The 21169-nt window shown below is 69.9% G+C and carries 16 protein-coding genes, 1 tRNA gene and 3 pseudogenes; 8 read left to right on the plus strand and 12 right to left on the minus strand.

The window, feature by feature from the left end; translation table 11 throughout:
• Positions 1-74 precede the first annotated feature (74 nt).
• Together NGB36_RS08450 and NGB36_RS08455 are read left to right on the plus strand one after the other, a co-directional pair.
• Positions 75-761 (plus strand): CBS domain-containing protein, encoded by a 687-nt coding sequence (locus NGB36_RS08450; protein ID WP_255919526.1) that lies wholly within the window; start codon positions 75-77, stop codon positions 759-761.
• A 262-nt stretch (positions 762-1023) separates the two neighbouring features.
• Positions 1024-3442 (plus strand): annotated as a pseudogene (locus NGB36_RS08455) (glycoside hydrolase family 65 protein).
• 205 nt (positions 3443-3647) lie between these two features.
• On the opposite strand, the gene NGB36_RS08460 reads toward NGB36_RS08455, so the two are convergent.
• Positions 3648-4505: a universal stress protein gene (locus tag NGB36_RS08460; protein ID WP_255919527.1), complete on the minus strand. Its 858-nt coding sequence runs from the start codon at positions 4503-4505 to the stop codon at positions 3648-3650.
• Between the two features lie 237 nt (positions 4506-4742).
• On the opposite strand from NGB36_RS08460, the gene NGB36_RS08465 reads away from it, so the two are divergent.
• Both NGB36_RS08465 and ppk2 read left to right on the plus strand, forming a co-directional pair.
• The gene (locus tag NGB36_RS08465) at positions 4743-5219 is read left to right on the plus strand and encodes a cyclic nucleotide-binding domain-containing protein (protein WP_255919528.1); all 477 of its coding nucleotides are present in this window, start codon (positions 4743-4745) and stop codon (positions 5217-5219) included.
• Positions 5220-5226: 7 nt separating this feature from the next.
• Positions 5227-6075 carry a polyphosphate kinase 2 gene (ppk2, locus tag NGB36_RS08470; RefSeq protein WP_255919529.1) on the plus strand — a complete coding sequence of 283 codons (849 nt, stop codon included), beginning with the start codon at positions 5227-5229 and terminating at the stop codon, positions 6073-6075.
• A gap of 46 nt (positions 6076-6121) precedes the next feature.
• Here the strand turns inward: ppk2 and fdhF are convergent.
• From fdhF to NGB36_RS08500, 6 genes and pseudogenes are all read right to left on the minus strand, one after another.
• Positions 6122-8815 (minus strand): annotated as a pseudogene (fdhF, locus tag NGB36_RS08475) (formate dehydrogenase subunit alpha); the annotation flags it as partial.
• Entirely contained in the window at positions 8731-10407 is a 1677-nt protein-coding gene (locus NGB36_RS08480) for an NAD(P)H-dependent oxidoreductase subunit E (protein WP_255919530.1), read from the minus strand. The gene NGB36_RS08480 and the pseudogene fdhF, both read right to left, overlap by 85 nt.
• 95 nt (positions 10408-10502) lie before the next feature.
• The gene (locus NGB36_RS08485) at positions 10503-11201 is read right to left on the minus strand and encodes a CBS domain-containing protein (protein WP_255919531.1); all 699 of its coding nucleotides are present in this window, start codon (positions 11199-11201) and stop codon (positions 10503-10505) included.
• Between the two features lie 92 nt (positions 11202-11293).
• Positions 11294-11980, minus strand: a complete 687-nt coding sequence (locus tag NGB36_RS08490) for a helix-turn-helix domain-containing protein (protein ID WP_255919532.1) — start codon at positions 11978-11980, stop codon at positions 11294-11296.
• A 6-nt stretch (positions 11981-11986) separates the two neighbouring features.
• Positions 11987-12688: a CBS domain-containing protein gene (locus tag NGB36_RS08495; protein ID WP_255919533.1), complete on the minus strand. Its 702-nt coding sequence runs from the start codon at positions 12686-12688 to the stop codon at positions 11987-11989.
• A gap of 12 nt (positions 12689-12700) precedes the next feature.
• Positions 12701-13771, minus strand: coding sequence for an alcohol dehydrogenase catalytic domain-containing protein (locus NGB36_RS08500; protein WP_255919534.1), 1071 nt, complete (start codon positions 13769-13771; stop codon positions 12701-12703).
• Positions 13772-14013: 242 nt separating this feature from the next.
• On the opposite strand from NGB36_RS08500, the gene NGB36_RS08505 reads away from it, so the two are divergent.
• A complete protein-coding gene (locus NGB36_RS08505) occupies positions 14014-14295 on the plus strand; it encodes a hypothetical protein (protein ID WP_255919535.1) in 282 nt (93 codons plus the stop codon).
• 214 nt (positions 14296-14509) lie between these two features.
• Positions 14510-14582 (plus strand) — tRNA-Arg (locus tag NGB36_RS08510).
• Between the two features lie 72 nt (positions 14583-14654).
• On the opposite strand, the pseudogene NGB36_RS08515 reads toward NGB36_RS08510, so the two are convergent.
• The 5 genes and pseudogenes from NGB36_RS08515 to NGB36_RS08535 form a co-directional block, all read right to left on the minus strand.
• Positions 14655-15104, minus strand: a pseudogene (locus tag NGB36_RS08515) (tyrosine-type recombinase/integrase).
• Position 15105: 1 nt separating this feature from the next.
• Positions 15106-15801 (minus strand): hypothetical protein, encoded by a 696-nt coding sequence (locus NGB36_RS08520; RefSeq protein WP_255919656.1) that lies wholly within the window; start codon positions 15799-15801, stop codon positions 15106-15108.
• A gap of 105 nt (positions 15802-15906) precedes the next feature.
• On the minus strand, positions 15907-16188 hold the full coding sequence (locus NGB36_RS08525; RefSeq protein ID WP_255919536.1) for a hypothetical protein: 282 nt from the start codon (positions 16186-16188) through the stop codon (positions 15907-15909).
• A gap of 231 nt (positions 16189-16419) precedes the next feature.
• Positions 16420-16839, minus strand: a complete 420-nt coding sequence (locus tag NGB36_RS08530; RefSeq protein WP_255919537.1) for an Hsp20/alpha crystallin family protein — start codon at positions 16837-16839, stop codon at positions 16420-16422.
• Positions 16840-17512: 673 nt separating this feature from the next.
• Positions 17513-18616: a PP2C family protein-serine/threonine phosphatase gene (locus NGB36_RS08535; protein WP_308288817.1), complete on the minus strand. Its 1104-nt coding sequence runs from the start codon at positions 18614-18616 to the stop codon at positions 17513-17515.
• Between the two features lie 602 nt (positions 18617-19218).
• Here NGB36_RS08535 and NGB36_RS08540 point away from each other — a divergent pair.
• Together NGB36_RS08540 and NGB36_RS08545 are read left to right on the plus strand one after the other, a co-directional pair.
• The gene (locus NGB36_RS08540) at positions 19219-19806 is read left to right on the plus strand and encodes a DUF4142 domain-containing protein (RefSeq protein ID WP_255919538.1); all 588 of its coding nucleotides are present in this window, start codon (positions 19219-19221) and stop codon (positions 19804-19806) included.
• A gap of 567 nt (positions 19807-20373) precedes the next feature.
• Positions 20374-21159 (plus strand): MBL fold metallo-hydrolase, encoded by a 786-nt coding sequence (locus NGB36_RS08545; protein WP_255919539.1) that lies wholly within the window; start codon positions 20374-20376, stop codon positions 21157-21159.
• Positions 21160-21169: the final 10 nt, after the last annotated feature.

The raw sequence follows: 21169 nt of genomic DNA on the forward strand, positions 1-21169 counted from the left end.
CTGGTCATGTGACCGCGTCTGTCCCGCGGTCGCGCACAACCGTTTTCGCCGGATTCACTGAGATGAGGCACGTCATGCCGCACAGCCCGCACATCGTCTCCGACGTCATGACGCACACCGTCGTCGCCGTGGGCCGCAGCGCCTCGTTCAAGGAGATCGTCCGGACGATGGAGCAGTGGAAGGTCAGCGCCCTGCCCGTGCTCGCAGGCGAGGGCCGTGTCATCGGCGTCGTCTCCGAGGCCGACCTGCTGCCGAAGGAGGAGTTCCGCGACAGCGACCCCTCCCGCATCGAACAGCTGAGCCGCCTCGCCGACCTCGCCAAGGCCGGGGCGACCACCGCCGAGGAGCTGATGTCCACCCCTGCGCTCACCGTGCACGCGGACGCCACCCTCGCCCAGGCCGCGCGCATCATGGCCCACGGCCGCGTCAAGCGGCTGCCGGTGATCGACGCCGAGGGGCACCTGGCGGGCGTCGTCAGCCGCAGCGACCTGCTGAAGGTCTTCCTCCGCACCGACCAGGACATCGGGGACGAGGTGCGCCGCGACGTGATCGGGCTGCTCTTCCCGAACGCCTCGCCACCCGTGGAGGTGACGGTGGACGAGGGTGCGGTCACCCTGCGCGGCCTTATCCCGGACGCCTCGCTCATCCCCATCGCCGCCCGGCTCACCCGCGCCGTGGAAGGCGTCGTCGACGTCGAATGCCGGCTCACCGCCACACGGCGACAACGCTTCGAGCCCCCGGTCGCCGGGCCGCGATCCTGAGCCTGGTCCCCGAGCGGCCGCCTCCACCGGTGCTCCGCCGATCGGCGCCGGCCCGCCGTAGCCGTCGGGTGCCACAACTGCTTGTCGTCGCATTGCCGGAAGCGCGGACCCACGATGCCATGGAGCTCATGAGGCCCGCCGCGCGCCTCATCCGGCGTCGGTCATCGCTCCCTCGCAGGCAGCCCGCAAGGCCCTCGCCCGGGCACTGTGCACGGTCGGCGCCGACCTCGTCGAGCCGCTCGCGGGACGGGGGCGCTGAGCGATGGAGACCACGCCCCCGATCGGCCCGCCCGACTGGACCTGGGTGTACGAGGGGTACGACCCCCGCCAGGAGCGACTGCGTGAATCCCTGTGCACCCTCGGCAACGGCTACTTCGCCACCCGGGGTGCCGCGCCCGAGTCTGTCACCGGACCCGCCCACTACCCCGGCACCTACGTGGCGGGCTGCTACGACCGCCTCACCTCCGAGGTCGCCGGACGGACGGTGGAGAACGAGGACCTGGTCAACCTGCCCAACCTGGCTTCCTCTGCGCATCGCCGCCACCGACGCCCTGCCCGCCTCCATCTGGTTCTCCCCCGACCACAGCGCTCTGGTGAGCCACCGCCGCCTCCTCGACCTGCGCCGCGGCGTCCTCACCCGCCGGCTGCGCTTCCGCGACCGGCACGGCCGTCACCTCGGCGTCGAGCAGGTGCGCCTGGTGCACATGGGCGATCCGCACCTGGCCGCGATGCGGACGACCTTCACCGCCGAGGACTGGTCGGGCGCGCTGGAGGTCGAATCCGCGCTCGACGGCCGAATCACCAACAGTGGAGTCGAGCGGTACCGCGACCTGAACGGCCACCACCTGGGCCCGGTCCGCACCGGGACCCTGCGCGACGACACCACCGTCTGGCTGCGGTGCGCCACCATCGCCTCCGACATCCGCATCGCCATGGCCGCCCGTACCGCCGCCGAGCCGCCGGTCGCCGTGGCCTCGCATCTGACCGGCCCCATGGCCGCTCACCACCTCGCCGTGGAGGTCGCCCCGGGCCGCCCCGCCGTCGTCGACAAGACGGTCGCGCTGCACACCTCCCGCGACTCCGCGATCAGCGATCCGCTGGGGGCGGCGCTCGAGCGGGTAGCCCGCGCGCCGACCTTCGAGGCGCTGCTCGCCGGCCATGTCGCCGCCTGGGACCACCTGTGGCGGCGCGCCTCGCTCGATGTCCCCGACGAGGCCGGCCGCATCCTGCGGCTCCACCTGTTCCACCTGCTGCAGACGCTCTCCCCGCACACTGCCGAGCTCGATGTCGGCGTCCCGGCGCGCGGACTGCACGGTGAGGCCTACCGCGGTCACGTCTTCTGGGACGAGCTGTTCGTCCTGCCCTACCTGAACCTGCACTTCCCCGAGGTGTCCCGAGCGCTGCTGACCTACCGTCACCACAGGCTGACCCGCGCGCTTGCCGCCGCCGAGGACGCGGGGCACGTCGGTGCGATGTACCCGTGGCAGAGCGGCTCGGACGGTCGCGAGGAGACCCAGGAGCTCCACCTCAACCCCCGCTCGGGCCGCTGGCTTCCGGACCACACCCGGTTGCAGCACCACGTCGGCTCGGCCATCGCATACAACGTGTGGCAGTACCACCAGGCCAGCGGGGACACCGAGTTCCTGCACACCAAGGGTGCAGAGATGCTGCTCCAAATCGCCCGCTTCTGGGCGGGCGCCACCGTCCACGATCCCGGCACTGACCGGTACCGCATCCGCGGCGTGCTCGGCCCGGACGAGTACCACGACGCCTACCCCGACACCGAGGAACCGGGCATCGACGACAACGCCTACACCAACGTGGCCGCTGCCTGGGTCCTCGCCCGCGCACTCGACGTGGTCCGCATGCTGCCCCCGGCGCGCGCCGCCCAGCTCTGCGAACGCATCGAGCTGCACTCCGGCGAACTCGCCCGCTGGGAGGAGGTCTCCCGCCGCCTGCACGTCCCCTTCCACCGGGGCGTCATCAGCCAGTTCGACGGCTACGGCGACCTCGCCGAGCTGGACTGGCACGCCTACCGCGCCCGCTACGGGGACATCCGGCGACTCGACCGGATCCTGGAGGCCGAAGGCGACTCCGTCAACCGCTACCAGGCCTCCAAACAGGCCGATGTGCTGATGCTCGGTTACCTCTTCTCGCCCGCCGAACTCCGAGGGCTCTTCCGACAGCTCGGCTACGACCTCGACGACGAGCAGTGGCGGGACACCGTCGACTACTACCTGCGCCGCACCAGCCACGGCTCGACGCTCAGCGAGCTGGTCCACGGCTGGGTACTGGCCCGGGCGCGGCGCGCGGACGCCTGGACGTACTGCCAGGACGCGCTCGTAGGTGACGTCGCGGACGTGCAGGGCGGCACGACCGAAGAGGGCATCCACCTCGGGGCCATGGCCGGCACCGTCGACCTGGTCCAGCGTGGCCTGACCGGTCTGGAGACCCGCGAGGACGCACTGTGGTTCGACCCGGCTCCCCTTCCCGAGCTCTCCGAATTCGGGTTCACCCTTCACTACCGCGGGCACTGGGGAATTACCGTCCGGCTCAGCCACGGGCAGCTGCGCATCGGCGTCCCATCCTCGGCAGAGGAGCCCATCCGGGTGGTGTTCCGCGGCCGCGAATGGACGGTCCCGCCGGGCGATCTGCTGCGCCTGCCGACCGCCAAGAGATAGTGCCGGGTTCGGGCCTGTTGATCCCGTAACGGGGATATATGCCCCAAGCGCCGATCGGGATGCGGCGGACACCCGCCGTGTCAGCGGCGAGCCCGTTCCGGTGATCTGTACGAATCGGTGAACGCGGCCATCAGCTGCGGGCCGACCAGCCAGGCTGGTCGCCGGGCCTCGGTTCTGAGCGGATCTGAGCCCGCTCCCCGGGCGGTCAGTCGTGTGGGACGACGGCGACCGGGCACGGTGCGTGGTGTATCACCGCGTGTGCGACGGGGCCCAAACGGGTGCCCATCGGTCGCTGCGTGCGGCGCCCGACGACCAGCAGTCTGGCGTCTGAAGCGGCCTGCACGAGGTGCTGCGCCGGACGTTCGAAGACAACCTGGTCGTGCACGGTGACATCGGGATGTTTCTTGTGCAACGGCCGCAGCACTGTCGCGAGCGCTTCCCGTTCCTCGACCCTGAAGTCGATGCCATCCGGTATGTAGCCGTAGCTCGGCGGGGAGTGCCAGGCGTAGACGGCGCGCAGCGGCGCCTTGTGCACGGCGGCGAAGTCGAACGCGAATTCGATCACGGCCTCACAGGGGTGGCCGAGATCAGCTCCGACGAGCACCTCACGCGGTGTGCCGGACGCCTCCCCTGTCCCAGGCTCGTCCACGGCGCGGACGAGGACGACGGGCCGTTCCGCCTTCGCGACGACGGCCAGTCCCACGGAACCTGCGAAGAATCCGGCGACGGTGCCAAGGCCTCGGGATCCGAGCGCGAGAAGCTCGGACTCCTTCGCGACGTCGAGTAGCGCCGGGTCCGGCAGGTTCTCGATGGTCTCCACCGTGATCTGCAGGTCCGGTTGGCGGGATGCGATGTCCTTCGCTGTCTGGTCCATCATGCGGTCGGGCCAGTGTTGTTCCCCTGCCGGCTCGGACGGTGTCGGCGGCAGGTGCTTGGGCAGCCACTCCCAGGCGTAGACCAGCTTCAGCGGCAGACCCCGCATCTGTGCCTCACCGGCCGCCCAGTGGGCGGCGGCGACGCTCTCGGGAGAGCCGTTCAGGCCGGCGGTGACGGGACGGACCATCAGTACCCACCTCCAGGTCATACAGCGTGAGCACCCATTCCGTTAAGGCTGGCGTGTCCGGTGCCGCGCGGAGCAGGGGCCATACGTCCCCGCACCGGGCCGACCGGCCCCACCCGCCACCATGGCCCGGGTAGGCCCCGCCCTGCCCCATTGGACCCTTGGCCGTCCCGTGCGCTCGAAGAAATCATGAGAAATCATGAGGAGCAGAGGTAGAGACACCGAGGAGGCGCAACAGCGATGACCGGGTCCGGCACCACCCTTGGCAGCGGTCTGTTCCGCGCCATTCCGGCCGACAAGCACAAGGCGCTCATGGGGCTGAGCCGTGAGGTGGGCTTTGCCCGCGGCGTCCGCATTTTCGAAGAGGGCGCCAGGGCGGACCGCTTCTGGGTCCTGCGTTCCGGCCGGGCCGCGCTCGACCTGCACGTACCAGGGCGCCGCGCCGCCGACGTCGAGGTGCTCGAGGCGGGGGACCTGCTTGGCTGGTCCTGGCTGTTCCCGCCGTACGTGTGGCACCTGGGTGCGCGGGCGCTGACCGAGGTGGCCGCCGACGAATTCGACGCCGAGGCGGTGCGTGCCCTGTGCGCGAAGGATCCGGAGCTCGGACAGGCGGTGACGCTCGCTGTCGGGGCCGTCATCGGCCACCGCCTGATGGCCGCCCGCACCCGGCTGCTGGACCTGTACGCGCCGTACGGCAGCGGCCCGCCGCGCGGGTGAGCCTGTCATGTCGGGCGGCTCGTCGGCGCTGTCGCGGCCGGTGTACGCGCGCGAACTGCTCCGGCTGCAGACGCAACTGGTCACGTTGCAGGACTGGTTGCGAGCTGAGGACGCCCGGCTCGTCGTGGTCTTCGAGGGGCGCGACGCGGCCGGCAAGGGCGGTGCCATCAAGAGGGTCGCCGAGCGGCTCAACCCCCGCTGGGCGCGGATCGTGGCACTGCCCGTTCCGACCGAACGTGAGCGCACGCAGTGGTACTTCCAGCGGTACGTCGAGCATCTACCCGCGGCCGGAGAGATCGTGCTGTTCGACCGCAGCTGGTACAACCGGGCGGGCGTCGAGCGCGTCATGGGCTTTTGTACCGAGCAGGAGCACCGCCTGTTCCTGCGCCAATGCCCAATCTTCGAGCAGATGCTCATCGACGACGGGATCATGCTGCGCAAGTACTGGTTCTCGGTGAGCGACGCCGTCCAGGAGCAACGCTTCCGCAGCAGGCTCATCGACCCCACCCGGCGTTGGAAGCTCTCGGCCATGGACCTGGAGTCGATCACGCGGTGGGAAGCGTATTCGCGGGCCAAGGACGAGATGTTCGCCCACACCGACACATCTGAGGCGCCCTGGTATGTCGTCGAGAGCGACGACAAGCGCAGCGCCCGCATCAATATGATCGCCCATCTGCTGGCGAGCGTTCCGTACCACGAGATCGATCGTCCCCCGCTCCGGATTCCGGCGCGTCCGCCGTCCTCCGGCTACCAGCGTCCGCCGCGTGATGTTCAGACCTACGTGCCCGACCACGCCGCAGCGCTGGCGCACTCGGAGGGGTGTCGGCGGAAGCGGGGATCAGCCGTACGGCCGTGACCTTGTACTCGGGGCAGGATGTCGCCGTATCGGCGTGGTCCGAGGTCAGGGTGTTCACTCCGCTCGCCGGGAAGTGGAAGGAGCAGAAGAGCTGGCCGGGGGCTGTCTCGTGGCCCGTCCTGGTGACGAGGTGAGCGCGGCCGTGGCGGCTTTCCACGGTCACCGGGTCGCCGTCGTGCAGGCCGTGGCGGGCGGCGTCGTCGGGGTGCACATCGAGGTGATCGGTGGCGTCGAGCCGGAGGTTGTCGGTGCGCCGGGTCATGCTGCCGGAGTTGTAGTGGGCCCAGCGGCGCCCGGTGACGAGAAGCAGCGGATAGTCGTCGTCGGGCTGTTCACCGGGCGGGAGGTAAGGGGCTGCGGCGAGGTGCGCGCGTCCGTCGGGGGTGGCGAAGCGTTGCCGGTAGAGCTTGGCCTGGCCGGGGTGGTCGGGGTCGGGGCACGGCCATGGGATGGCGCCTTGGCGGTCGAGGCGTCGGTGGGAGAGCCCGGCGAAGTGTGGTGCGATCAGGGCGCATTCGGCCAGTGCGGCGGCCGGGGTCGGGCATCCGAGGTCGACGCCGAAGGCGGCGGCCAGCGCGTGCACCGCGGCGAAGTCGCTGCGTGCCTGGCCTGGTGGGTCGACGGCGGGCCGCACCCGCTGGAACCGGCGGTCGAAGTTGACGAAGCTCCCGTCCTTCTCCAACCAGGAGGCGACGGGCAGGACGACATCGGCCCTGCGTGCGGTCTCCGACAAGAAGAGCTCGTGGCAGACGACCATCGGGCATGCCGCTATGGCCTCGGCGACACGGTTGGCGTCGGGATCTGTCGCACAGACGTCCTCTCCCACGATCCACAGCGCACGCAGTGTGCCGGACCGGGCTGCCGCGAACATCTGGGGAATGCGCATCCCGGGCCGCGGCGGCACCGGAGCGCCCCACACCGCCTCGGCCCGAGCCCGCGCCACCGGATCGGTCACCTTGCCGTAGCCAGGCAGCACATCCGGCAACGCGCCCATGTCGGAGGCGCCTTGGACGTTGTTCTGACCGCGCAGCGGATTGACCCCGTAGCCGCGGTCGGTGCCCACCGCGCCGCGCAGGATCGCCAGATTGGACAGCGCGCGCACGCCATCGGTGCCGTGCAGGTGCTCGGTCACGCCCAGGCCGTAGACGATCGCGGGCCGCTGGGCACGCCCGTACAGCCGCGCCGCGGCGACCAGGTCCTCGGGGGGCACACCGGTCAGGTCGGCAACCCGGCCGGGAGAGTAGTCGGCGACGAGCGCCGTCAGCTCCGGCAGGCCGGTTGCCCGCTGCCGCAGGAAGTCCTCATCCACCAGATGCTCGGCGAGCAGGACATGCGCGATGCCGTGGCAGAGGGCGACGTTGGTGCCCGGCCGGGGCCGCAGGTGGACGTCGGCGTGCAGCGCGAGCCCGACCGCCCTCGGATCGGCGACGATCAACTTCGTGCTATGCAGCGCGCGTTGGAGAAGCCGTGCGCCGATCACCGGGTGCGCCTCGACGGGGTTGGCGCCGACCACCAGCAGGCAGTCGGCACGTTCGACGTCGTCGAAGCTGTCGGTGCCGCCGGGCAGGCCGAAGGAGGCCGTCAATCCGGTGGCGGACGGCGAGTGGCACAGCCGTGAGCAGTTGTCGATGTTGTTGGTGCCGATGGCCACCCGCATGAACTTCTGGATCAGGTAGTTCTCCTCATTGGTCGCGCGGGCCGACGAGATGGCGCCGACCGCGTCAGGTCCGCCGACGGTGATGGCCTCACGCAGGCCGCGGGCGATACGGTCGAGCGCCTCGTCCCAACCGACCGGCTCCAGACGTCCGCCCCGCCGCAGCAGCGGCCGAGTGAGGCGCTCGGGCGAGCGGAGGAAGCCGTGCGCGAAACGGCCTTTGACGCACGCGTGCCCACGGTTGACCGGGCCGTCCAAGTCCGGCAGCACGGCGCTGACGTCGCCGTCACGCGTGACGACCTCAAGAGAGCAGCCGACACCGCAGTAGCCGCAGGTAGTGCGCGTACAGGTGCCGGGCGCAGGGGCGGCGGCTGCTCCAGGTGCCAGGCCGGGTTGGCTGATCGCGCCCGTCGGGCAGGTCGTCACGCAGCCGCCGCAGGCGACGCAATCGGAATCGGCCCACAGGCCGCCGGTACCGGGCGCGACGACGGTGTCGGAACCCCGGCCCACCAGGGTGAGCGCGAAGGTGCCCTGCACCTCGGCGCACATCCGCACGCACCGCCCGCAGGCGATGCACAGGTCACGGTCGAGATGCACATAGGGATGGGAGTCGTCTCCGCCACGGCCGCCGATGCCCTGCGCCACCTCGGGGCCGATGTCCAACCTTCGGCACAGAGCCGCGAGTTCACTGCCCGATCCCGTATCGAGGGCCCGCGGCGGCAAGGCAGAGGCGATCAGCTCCACGGCATCGCGCCGCAACGCCTCCAGCTCTTCGCCGGCCGTCTCGATCCGGTCGCCGAAGGTGGCAGGGGTGACGCAGGCGGCGGTGACCGCGCCGCTCGTGCCGCCCGTGCGGACCAGGCAGGTCCGGCAGGAGCCCGCCGGGGTCAGCCGGTCGTCATGGCAGAGCGTCGGCAACTCGATCTCGGCTGCGCGGACCGCGTCCAGCAGGGAGGCGCCGTCGGGCACTTCGACGTCCCGGCCGTCGACCTCGACCCTGATCACGGCTCCCACCCCGCGAGCCGGTCTCCGTAGGCGCGGGCGAGGCTGCGCACCGCGGGCGGGATGCGCCTCCCGAACGCACACAAACTGGCCTCCGACAACACCTGTAGCATCCGCTCGTACCCGGCCGCGGGAGGGGCGCCTGCAGTCGCGAACTCCAGCCCGCGCCGCGAGCCCACACGGCACGGCGAACATGCGCCGCAGCTCTCCGCCGCCGCGAACTCCCAGACGTGCCGCATGACGTCACGCGGATCCACCCGCTCGTCGAAGGCGACGAGCCCGGCGTGGCCGAGAGCGGCGCCTCGGGCCGCCACATCCCGGTCGGTCAGGGCGACTTCGAGTGCACCCCCCGGCAGGAAACCCCCCAGCGGACCGCCGACCTGCAGGACCGCAAGATCCGCCCCGTCGCGCAGACCGCCGCCGAGGTAGGTGACGATCCGCCGCAACGAGGTGCCGAACTCGACCTCGTAACAGCCCGGCCGGGCGAACCGCTCGGACAGGCAGACGAGCTTGGTTCCGGTCTGCTCCGGCGTCCCGCGCCGGGCGTAGGCGGCGCCGCCGTGCTCGATGATCCACGGGAGCGCCGCCAGCGTCTCGACGTTGTTGACGACGGTCGGCGCGTCCCACACCCCGTGGTCGGTGGGGTAGGGCGGACGCGGCCGGGAGCACCCCCTGGCCCCCTCCAGGCTCGCGATCAATGCCGTCTCCTCGCCCGCGACATAGGAGCCCGCCCCCGCGACCACCTCGATCTCCACCGCGACCTGGCTGTCGTGGACGCCGATGCCGAGGTGCCCGTGGTCGTACGCCTCCCGCACGGCGTCTCGCATCCGTGCAAGCGCCTGTGGATACTCCGAGCGCACCAGCACCACACCCTGACGTGCGCCGCAAGCGAAGCATGCGAGGGCCAGCCCCTCCAGCACACGTTCCGGATCGGTCTCCATCAGCAGCCGGTCGGCGAACGAACCCGGATCACCCTCGTCGCCATTGGCGACCACCACGGTGTCCTCACTCCGGCGCACCGCGGCCCACTTCGCAGCCACCGGGAAGCCCGCGCCGCCCCGGCCGCGCAGCCCCGATGCGGCCACCTCCGCCTGGACGCCGTCGGCGGTCATCGCCGCCACCGCCCGCGGCCACACCTGCCAGCAGCCCTGGTCGGCGATGATCCCCGCCAGCAGCACCGGGTCGCCGGTGGCATCCGCCGCCGGAATGCGCGGAGCCTGCGGCCGTTCGCGCCCCGCGAGCTGGCCGGCCAGACCCCGGCCCACGCAGGGCGTATCGCCGTCGAGCACCGCTGGACCGGCGTAGCAGTACCCGAGACAGCGCACGGCCTGCACCGAGACCGCACCGTCGGCGCTGACATGACCACAGGCCGTGCCCAGCTCCTGCTCGACCTCGGAGATGTGCCTTCCGCCTCGCGCGGCGAAGCACGCCGTGCCCGCGCAGACCCGCACATGGCGGCGGCCGTGCGGGGCGGCCAGGTCCGCGTAGTAACTGGCCGGACCGAGCCCGGCCGCAGCCGGAAGCCCCACCCCGCGGGCGATCGAGGGCGCCCATGCCTCAGGACCGGCCGTCGTCCCCTCACGGGCGCTGCCCAGCTGCCCCAGCAACCGTCCCGCGGCCCGCCCTCGCCGCCCGGCAAGGGCACGGAAGGCGTCGAAGCGACCACCCGCGTCCATGGCACCATCCTCAGCACGCTGCACACCGGCCGCATCCCGGCAGCCCGCCCGGCGACGGGCGGGCCACGGAGTGGCGGAACTGCCGCACGGCCCCGTCATCGCCGCCGCGTCGCGCGCGATCCCGTGGCGTGCGCTGAGCCGGGGCCCTCCGACACGCCGGCACCCAGGCCTGTGTCGTCGTGCGCCCACTCAAGGTGCGCATGCACGGCCACGACCCCGTCTACGGCTTCGCACAGACGCACCGCGACCGCGATGATGCTCCGGCGCTGCAGCCTCCCGCCGAGGGTCACCACGCCGTCGCGTACGTCCACGTGCACCATGGCCGGATCGGCCCACAGCGCGTCGATGAAGACACCCTGCAGAATCTCCGCCGCGATGGCCTCGTCGTCCCGCAGGAAGACCCTCAGCAGGTCCGCACGGCTCACGATGCCGACGAGGCGTCCGTCGTCATCCAACACGGGCAGCCGTTTCACGTGATGGCGTTCCATCACCCGGGCCGCCTCCGGTACCGCCATTTCGGGGCGGGCCGTGAACACTGGAGACGACATCACCGCCGCCGCCGTCTCGCCGCGCCCCTTCCACCGCTCCCCCGGCCGCAAGTACAGCCCACCGGGCGCGGTGTCCGGGCCAGGACGCAGCGACTCCTTCACCATCAGATCGGCCTCCGAGACGATCCCCAGCAGGCGGCGCTCCGCATCGACCACCGGCACGGCGGTGACGCCGTGCTCTGCGAGCACAGCCACAACCACCTTGAACGGCACATCGGGGGCGACGGTGACCGGCGTGCGCGTCATGACCTCCTCCACCGTCCGATGCCTCACCATCGCCACCAGCCCTCCTTCCATCGCCCAGCCCTTTTGCCCTCTTGCCCCTCGCACGCCGCGGGTCAGGTACCGACGCGGATCCGCCGCCCCGTGACCTTCAACGGGTTGATACGGATCCATACGTCGCGTTCGCCGCCCGCCCAAGGCTTCGAATAGGCCTGTTCGTGCAGACGCCGCACCGACTCGGGATCGCTGACCTGCTCCGCCTCGCCTATGACGAGCACACTCCACCCCTGGCTGAGTGCCTCGTCGACGTGGTCCACCTCGAACGCGACTTCCCGCGTTGCCGCCACTGCGGGCGCGGCGTCGGGGGCTGTCCTGAAGACGATGGCGCCGTCGATGACCGAATAGTTGACGGGCAGGATCGCAGGGCCGGCAGCGGTGGTCACCGCCACCCTCCCGACCCCGTGCGTGGTCAGCCTGGCGCGGCACTCCTCGCGATCCATCTCGACTAGCTGCGGGTGATACCCCGCCCGGCCGGTGCCGGGCGGCAGATCGACTCCGCCACCGAGGAGTTCGGAGACGGTGGTATCCAACGCCCCGGCCAGTCGCAGGAGTGCGCCCATGTCCGAGTCGGCCGGCTGTTCTTCCACATAGCGCAGGTAGTTGGCCGCCATCCCGGCCCGCTCGGCTGTCTCCCCGCGGCTAAGACCGAGTTTCCTGCGCCGCTCGGCGACTCGCCGGCCGATGTCTCCTGGATTGAGGCGCGATACGCCCCTCGCCCCGCCCGGCGCCGCCTTCTCAGCCATCACAGTTCACTTCCTGCTGGCGCCAGTGCCGGCGGACGAGCGTGCGCCGCTCTCGTCGAGGTCGTCGCGCTCGTACTGCAGATGCTCCTCGACGCATACGACGCCGTCCACGCTCTGGCACAGCCGCAGCAGGACCGGGACCAGGCTGCGGCGGGCCACGCTGCCGCCGAGGGTGACCTGGCCGTTCTTCACCTCGACGTGGACCGCGAGGGGCGACTCCCTCAGCGTCCGCACAACGACGTCCTCGGTGATCTCGTCGCGGATCGCGCTGTCCCGGCGCAGGAAGACGCGTAGCAGGTCGCTGCGGCTGACGATGCCCACCAGCCTGCCCATCTCATCGACCACGGGCAGCCGTTTGACGCCACGGTCCTGCATCTCGCGGGCGGCCTCGACCACGTTCCACTCCGGCCGCGCGCACACCACCGGGCTCGACATCAGGCCCTCGGCCGTCGTCGCCTCGGACGCGGCGCGCTCATGGGGCTGTTGGGGCGTCGGGCTGATGCGGCCGGAGGGGTCGGGCCTGCCGGTTTCCTTTCGCAGCAGATCGGCCTCGGAGACGATGCCCACCGGCTGATCGCCGGCGTCCACGACAGGGACCGCGGTGATGTCGTGCTCGTCGAGCAGTTTGGCGATCTCCTTGAAAGGGGTGGTGCGGTGCACGCGCACCACCATGTGCGTCATGAGGTCTGCGACTGTCCGGTGACGCATGAGCTGGTCCTTTCACGGCTGCGGCAGCAGTGATTCATGGCTTGGCTCCCGGTGGAGAGCGACTTTGAGCGCCGCTGTGTCGGCCGGGTGCGAGAAGACGTCGTAGGCGTCCTTGATCCGGTCGAACCCGAAGGCGTGGGTGACGAGCGAGGAGACCTGCAGGCGCCCCGCGGCCACCATGCGCAACAGGTCCGGCGTGGAGTAGGTGTCGACGAGACCGGTGCTGATCGTCACGTCCTTGATCCACAGATCTTCCAGGTGCAGCGTCGCGGACCTGCCGTGCACACCAATGTTGGCGACCCGCCCGCCGGGCCGCACCACGCGCGTGCACAGCTCGAAGCTCTCCGGCACCCCGACGGCCTCGATCGCCACATCCGCCCCGAGACCGTCCGTCAGATCATCGACCAGCTGCTCCGGTCCCTGGGCCGCGTCCGCCACGACATCGGCACCGAGCTGTTTGGCCGCCTCCATCCGGGCGGGAGCCAGATCAACCGCGACAATCCTGCCCGGCGAGTACAGCTGCGCCGTCAGGATCGCGGCGAGACCGATGGGACCGGCACCGACCACGACGACCGTGTCACCCGGCCGTACGCCGCCCTTGAGGACGCCCACCTCGTAGGCGGTGGGCAGGATGTCGGCCAGCAGGACCGCGGCCTCATCCCCCATCCCTCCCATCAGCGGGTACGTGGACATCTCCGCAAACGGCACCCGCACGTACTCCGCCTGCGTCCCGTTGATCAGATGCCCGAGTACCCACCCTCCGCCGCCGCGGCACTGGCCGTACATCGCCTGGCGGCAGAAGCGGCAGCGGCCACAGGCCGAGATGCAGGAGACCAATACGCGATCCCCGGGCCGGATCGCCCGTACGCCACCCCCGACCTCGACCACCTCGCCGACGGCCTCATGCCCCAGCACCGTACCCGGCCTGACCTCGGGCACGTCCCCTTCGAGAATGTGCAGGTCCGTGCCACAGATCGTGGTCGTGTCAACACGCACGATCGCATCGGCGGCATCCTCGATCCCGGGATCCGGCGCCGTGTCCCATGAGGACTCCCCGGGACCGTGGTAGACCAGTGCTCGCATGCCCCACTCCTCCGTCGTCGCACCACTCACCTCCACCGTGGACCGCATGCGACAGCGCGCATAGGGACAGCCGGAACTCCACACAGGGCCCAAGGGCCCTAACCGAGCGCCGGATCCCGTCGGGTCACTGAACGGCGTCGTCGGGCGACCTCGTCATGCGAACGGCGAGGCACTTGCTCCTTCCGCTGGTACCACCTGGCGAGACCCTCTGCCGTCACGGCGATCACCAGCACCACGTCCTCGTGGGCACCACCACCGCCGCGGGTGAACGACGCACCGGCGAAAGCGACGAGGAACGCGGCTTCAACCGCGCCGAACACCTCCAGCAGATCCCCGACGGCACCGCCATCCAGGAAGACATCTACCAAGGGCGCAACGACGCCGAATCAACGAACACACAGCTCGACGCCTCCCTCTGGAACCGTCGCATGATCGCCTTCGGCGCCGAAGCCCAAAGGCTGGTCATGCTCGGCTTCGCCCTCTCCCAGAACGCCACGAGCGCCCGCATCCACGAACAGCGGTAGCGAGATACCCGGACTCTCACACAGAAACCAGACGATCACTCACCGTAGTCCGCTCACTCACCCGCCTCACATCCGCTAACCTGTCGGGCGAGCACCTCGCAAGCACCGGGCACCCCAGCGCGCCCGCGCTGCCTGAGAGTGCTGCTCGCAAGGCTTGCCAGGTCCTTGGCGAGAGGCGTTCCGCGCATTTTCATCAAGGATTCCACCAAGCCCCGCCTCAGTAGCTCAGGGGATAGAGCACCGCTCTCCTAAAGCGGGTGTCGCAGGTTCGAATCCTGCCTGGGGCACAGCCTCTGACCAGGGAAAAGCCCCGGACCGTGATCGGTCCGGGGCTTGTCCGTGCCAGATGACATCTGCACTCACATCGACGAGGGCCGGTCACCAGCAGGCGGGCGGCGCCTGAGCAACCGGTCCATGTGGCTGATCGGCTCATGCTGGGTGTACTGGACGACGTGGGTGTACACGTCCGCGGTGATGCTGATCTGGCTGTGTCCGAGGATCTCCATCACGACGCGCGGAGCGACCCCAGCGGTAGTCAGCAGGGTGGCGCAGCCGTGGCGGGCGTCGTGCAGACGGGTCACCCGGAGCCCGCGCTCTTGGCCACGCGGGTGAACGCCCGGTAGAGATTCGACTTACGCCTTCACTACCCCGACCGGTCGTCCAACCGAGCCGCGGCGTGCGACTCGTACTTGCCCAACGTGCTCAACTTCCGGCGCGGCTGAACGACATGCTCCAGCCAGTACGGCAGCCACTCGGCGCTTCGCCGAACGAGTCGGGACCGGAATGCCGTTCGCCGCGTTTTCGAGCAGTTCACGCCACTTGGCGTCGCACTCCGCCCACGTCTTCCCGCACGCGAACTTGCGGGCCCGCGTGCCGTCCGGCTGAAGGACGTGAACGGCGGCCTGGTACCGGCCGTGCTTGCGCTTGGTGATCGGTTGTGGGCAGGCAAGTAGCCAGCCCGAATCGCGGCCAGCGTACGGGCCCCGATCTCTCGCGCCACGGCAGCTCCAGCCCAAAGCGGCTCCACACCGTCCGCGCGGTGGGCGCGCGGCGCTCGCCGCCTTGGTGGTCCGCGGTCTGGTCCGGCGGCCGGCTCGCGCTCGTTTCCGCAGTTGTGGCGGCAGATGCGGCCGCGGTGGCGGCGGCGGCGCGGCTCATCGCCGTTCGCAGCGCGGCCGTCGTCGCCTGGGCATCCGGAAGCGAGGCGGCAATGCGGGCATACGGTGATGGCTCGTGCAGGTCGGCGAAGGCGACCGTGCCGTGGCGTGGGCGCATGGCGAAGAAGTCCTGCCCGTCGCGGTGCCGCCACACGCCCAGGTACAGCGTGCCGGGGATGAACAGGCCCCGTTCCGGGACACCACGCAGGACGCGCCACCAGTCCGGCTGGATGGCCACCTTTCCCACCGCGATCAGCGGCACCCGCACTTCGCGCCGCTGGGCGGCGATCCTCTCCCACCACGACAGCTGAACCAGCAGATCTTGGCCATCGAGCTTCAGCCGAGCCATGGCTTCCACCTCCTTCCTCCTGCCTACGTCCCTGCGGAGATCGCGACCGGATACGGGTGCCGGGTCGTGGCGCCCGTGCCGATGCCCCGGGGCAGTGCGTGCTCGTCAGTCGGACGGGGCGGGTACGGCCGCGGCGGGTTGGATTGACGGGTGCGGAAGAGGACGGCGCTCGACGAGTCGGCCCACCGAGCGCCGGCCGCACTGCGGACAGGGCCAGGCGCCCACGGGGGTGTAGGGGGAGGGCGTAGGGATGCCGTTGTGGGTGAAGGACTCCCGGTCCCGTCCATGGTCATCCTTGGAGAGCTGAACGTCGTAGTCGATGGTCCATCGGTGCCAGCAGTGGCCACAGGTGAACTCGGCACGCTCCATGGCATGTTCGGTGATCATCGTCTCCACTCCCCTTCTGCTTCCCTCGGCCGCTCGAGCCGCAGCCGGTACAGGCCCTGGAGGTGAGCTCGTGCACCCGAAGATCCACGGGGTGCGTGACCGGCGGCGCGTCTCTTCGCCGGGTCGCCGGCTGTCGTACCGGCTACGGCCGCGTCTTTGCCGGTGCGCGTCGAGCCACAGGCCCCGGGCCGGACGAACGGGACCGCGGCCCGGGGCCCTTCGGCGGCGCCGTCAGCCGGTCAGCTGCTTGTGCCCGTTGCTGCTGATCTCGATCTTGCGCGGCTTGGCCGCCTCGGCCACGGGGATTCGCACCGTCAGCACGCCGGCGTCGTAGCCTGCCTCGATCTTGTCCAGGTCGAGGGTCTCGCTGAGGAACAGCTGCCGGCTGAAGGTGCCATACGGCCTTTCGGCCACCAGGATCTCCCGGTCCGCGGCCTGCGGGGCCGGGCGTTCGGCCCGCACCGTCAGCACGTTCTGCTCAACGTGCAGGTCGATGCTCTCGGGGTCGATGCCGGGCAGGTCGAAATGGACCAGGAAGCAGCCGTCCGCCTCGTAGGCGTCCATGGGCATGGCCGACGGCTGGGCCATCGTGCCGACCATCTGCTGGGTCAGCCGGTCGAGTTCACGGAAGGGGTCTGTACGCATCAGCATCGCGGTCACACTCCTTTCGGACAGTGACAGGGCCGCTGCGAGGCCCTTGCAATGTGCTGCCTCTATCAGTGCATATACCTCGGCATCGGGCATATTGACAACAGTCCTCCTGATTTTTATCCAGGTACGTGAGGGATCGCCTCTGCAGGGCGCGGCGACCGGCGCTCGGGAGGAGGTGAGGACGACGCCGGGACCGCGACTCCCGCCCGTGATGATCGAACGCGTGCAACAGCCCCGGACACGTCCATACCCCCGGAGAGGACACGTCGCGTTCTGCAGCCCTCCCCACCGGATGAGAGGTGCCCCCGTTCTCGGGGCCAACCACTCCTGGCGAACCAGCCCGTTCGGACATGGCCGACGGCCGGAGCCCGAAGTCCCAGAGACCTCGGAGATCGCGGAATCCCCTGGGAGCACATCGGCCCATACGCGTTGGGAGACGAGCCGTGCGTTGTCACCTGTCCTTCCGGCGAGCTACACAGTTCGCGTGGGGCATCGCAGGAACGCGTCCGCATCGGGACTGCGGCCGCGTGGCGATGGGTTGACCCGCGATGCTCGCGGGCGACAGCCCGCCCAGCGGTAGCCAGCCGGGACCGGGAACAGGTCCAGCGCCTTGCCGATCAGGCCGGCGGCGAACTGCAACGGGAGGGCTCCGGCAGATAGTCGTCACCGAGCCTCAGGGATCGGGCGGCTGCCACTCAACCATCAGGATCGTGGCATCGTCACTGAGTCGGCTGTGCCGGTGATCGAGGATGGCGTGGATGAGCAGGCGGAGCACCTCCGCGGCGGTCTGCCCGGCCGCGGTTGAACGGATGATGTAGTCGGTGAAGCGTTCCAGCCCGAATTCCTCGCCGCCCTCGTTGCGCGACTCCACGACCCCGTCGGTGTAGAGCAGGATCCGGTCACCCGGTTCGAGGTGTGTCTCGTGCACCTGAGGCGGTGCGGCGGTCAGGCCGGCGGGCAGACAACCCAGCGGGGGCTCGGCATCTCGCTCCAGGGCTTTGTGCAGCAGGCGGTCGCGACGGATGAGCAGAGGCGGCGGGTGGCCGCAGTTGCACCAGCGCAGCACACCGGAGGGCATGTGCAGCTGGGTGAAGATGCCCGTGCAGAACTGCTCCGGAAGCCACTTCGCCAGTGCCTGGTCGACGGTGCCCACGAGTTCGGTCAGATCTGCGCCCTTGCGCCGCGCGTTGCGGCAGCCCGCCATGGCCACCGAGGTGGCGATGCCGGACGCCAGGTCGTGACCCATGCCATCGAGGATCGTGGCATGCAAGAGATCCTTGGTGAAGGAATGGTCGAAGGCGTCGCCGCCCAGGTTGTACGCGGGCTCCAGAACAGCGGTTGACACCACCCGGCCGGTACCGATCGAGCGCGGAGGGAGAAAAGCCCTCACCATCTCAGTGTGCAGTTGCATCGGACGGGACCGCATGCGCTGCGCGATGGTGTCGCTGTAAGCGCGTTTGGACGTGATCACCAGGGCGAGGACTGACGCCATCGTCTGGCAGCGCCACAGCTTGAGCCCGTCGAGGGTCTCGGTCTGGATTTCCAAGACGCCAAGCCGCTCCGCGCCGTCGATCAGCGGCAGCCAAAGGGTCAGCCCGCCGGACTCCTGTCCCTCCACCCGCAACGAGTCGGTGCGGTACGCCCACCCGGCTATGGACGCGTCGACCTCCAGGTCCGGCTCGCCCTCGATCAGCGGCAGCAGCCGCCTCTGCTGGAGATCGACCAGGTAGACGACGGCCTGGCCCACGCCCATGTCCTCGGCATACCGGTTCAGCACCCTCGAGAGTTCTGCAGGTGAGGCCTGCTGGGCAGCCCTGAGCAGCTCTACCAGTGGTCGCTCACCTGCCCCGGACGGCAGACCCTTAGACACAATACGATCATCTCTGCGGCAGTGGGTCGCCGCAATCCGAAGCCCGGGCCACTGACATCAGGGGTCGCTGCTTGATCACGTGGCCGACGCCCCTCGTCGCCAAACTGAACCACTCTGGACCTACGGCAGCTGCACCGCCGACTTCCGCGTATCGGAAGATCATCTCGTCCACACGCGGATTGCCTCATGTGGCGTTCACCCGAGGAAGGTGAAACAGCCGCCGATATCAACAGGTGACATCCACGCTCGACATCAACATCAACGAGGACGAACTCCCGTTCGGCAGCAGCCTTCCTGACCGGCGGCCGGCAAAGCGGTCGCGGCGTGGCGAAGTCCTGGCTTCAGCCGCGACGGCGATAGGTCCTTGCTGGCTGAACGGTGCCCGTAACGCTCGTGTTGCTTGACGGCATCGGAGGAGTGAATGATTAGACGTGTACGGTTCTGTCCCTATCGAGGCAAAAGGTGAGGGATTTGCCGCTGCTCACCAACGTGTGAACTGTGGAGGACCCATGTCCGCAACCCGATCCAGCGCCGGAACAGGTGCAGTGTGCGCCACGCTTCTGTGCCTCACGGGCGCAACGACCGCCCCGGCCCTCGCTTCGCCGCCCCGGCCATCTGCAACGGTCTCGTCGCTGGACACCCAGCTGCTCACCGCAGGGCACCAGGGCAACCTCTGGGAGATCGCGACCGGGCAGGCAGCCCAGACGGACGCCACCAGCGCTTGCGTGAAGCAGGTTGGCGCGGTCTTCATCCGGGACCACCGTGCCCTCGATGCGGGCCTCGTCAAGACCGCGTCCAAGCTGGGCGTGGCCCTGCCCTCCGGGCAGACGGCCGGCCAACAACGACAGGCTGTCGCACTCAAGGCCGCAGCCAGGACGCGTTCGTACGACGCTGCGTGGCTCAAGGCCCAGTACACGGCACATGTGCAGACCTTGTCGCTGATCGACAAGGAGATCGCCGCCGGCACCAACCCACAGGTCAAGGCGTTGGCCAAGAGTGCGCGTCCGGTGGTCGAGCGGCACACGCGTCTGGTCAGCAAGGGTGTCTGCCACTCACCGATGGCCGCGAGCTCACGCCCGTCAGCGTCAGCGCGGTAGCTTGATCCGCCGAGGCGCCCGAGAAGGCCCGGGCACCCGATTGTCGTGATCGCGGACTGATCGTGGCGGGGCCCTCCTCTCCCGCATCGCGACGGCGGCGACTACGACCTCATCCGGCCGATAGCCGTGATCACGTCCCGGCCGTCGAGGCGGAGTGCCGAGCCCGTCGTACAGCGGCGAACCCGAGCTGGCATGATCGCGGCATGAACGAGGCCACAGCCGTTCTCCGGGCGGGAGTTCTGCGCCGAGGAGGGCAGCTTTCTGCTGAGGCTGGGCACAGATCTGCATTGGGATCACGCCGCCTTCATCAGGCTGGATCAGGCGATGCGGAGCACCTGTGAGCAGAGTGAGGCGACCATCAAGACCCACGTCACCCGGATCCTGTCCAAACTCACCCTCCGCGCCGAGCCCAAGCCGTCGTCGTCACCTACGAGGCCGGACTGACCGATCCAGGCAGCGCCGACACCGGTCTCGCGATACACGAACGCGGCTGACATCGCCGTCCGTGGTTGCGGCGTCAGCGGGAAACGCGGAATAACCGGGGAGGCCGGCGGCTTGGATACGGGCATGCTGACTGTTCGCTACCTCGGCGGCCCCACTGCGCTCATCGAGCTCGGCGGGCGGCGTCTGCTGACCGACCCGACCTTCGACGCACCCGGCGACTACCCCATCGGGCAGCGCAAGCTGGTCAAGACGGCCGGCCCGGCGATCGGCCCGGATGCCGTGGGCGCAGTCGACGCGGTGCTGCTGTCGCACGACCAGCACCCGGACAACTTGGACCATGCGGGCCGTACGTATGCGGCCGAGGCACCGCTTGTGCTCTCCACGCGCTCCGCCGCGGAACGGCTGCGCGGTCCGGTACGGGCACTGCCCAACTGGGAGTCGTACGACCTGGACGGCGTGCGCATCACCGGCGTGCCGGCGCAGCACGGGCCGGACGGGAGTGAGCCCCTGGTCGGCGAGGTGACGGGCTTCGTGCTGCAGGGTGAGGGCCTGCCCACGGTGTACGTGAGCGGGGACAACGCCTCGCTGGACGTGGTGCGTACGATCGCGGACCGCGTCGGCCCCGTCGACGTCGCGGTGCTGTTCGCGGGCGCAGCGCGCACGTCACTCGTCGGCGATCACGATCTCACCCTGTCCAGCCGAGCGGCGGCCGAGGCAGCGCTGCTGCTCGGCGCCCGCCACGTCGTCCCGCTCCACTTCGAGCACTGGGCACACTTCACGCAGGGTCCGTCCACGCTGACGGAGGCGTTCGAACGGGCGGGTGTGGCCGAGAGGTTGCGCTTGCTGAAGCCGGGGGAACAGGCGGAGCTCTACAGGCCCGGCGACAGGCACACGCGGCTGGCAGGATGAACGCGAACCG

This window comes from Streptomyces humicola (assembly GCF_024436035.1).
Taxonomy (GTDB): Bacteria; Actinomycetota; Actinomycetes; order Streptomycetales; family Streptomycetaceae; genus Streptantibioticus_B; species Streptantibioticus_B humicola.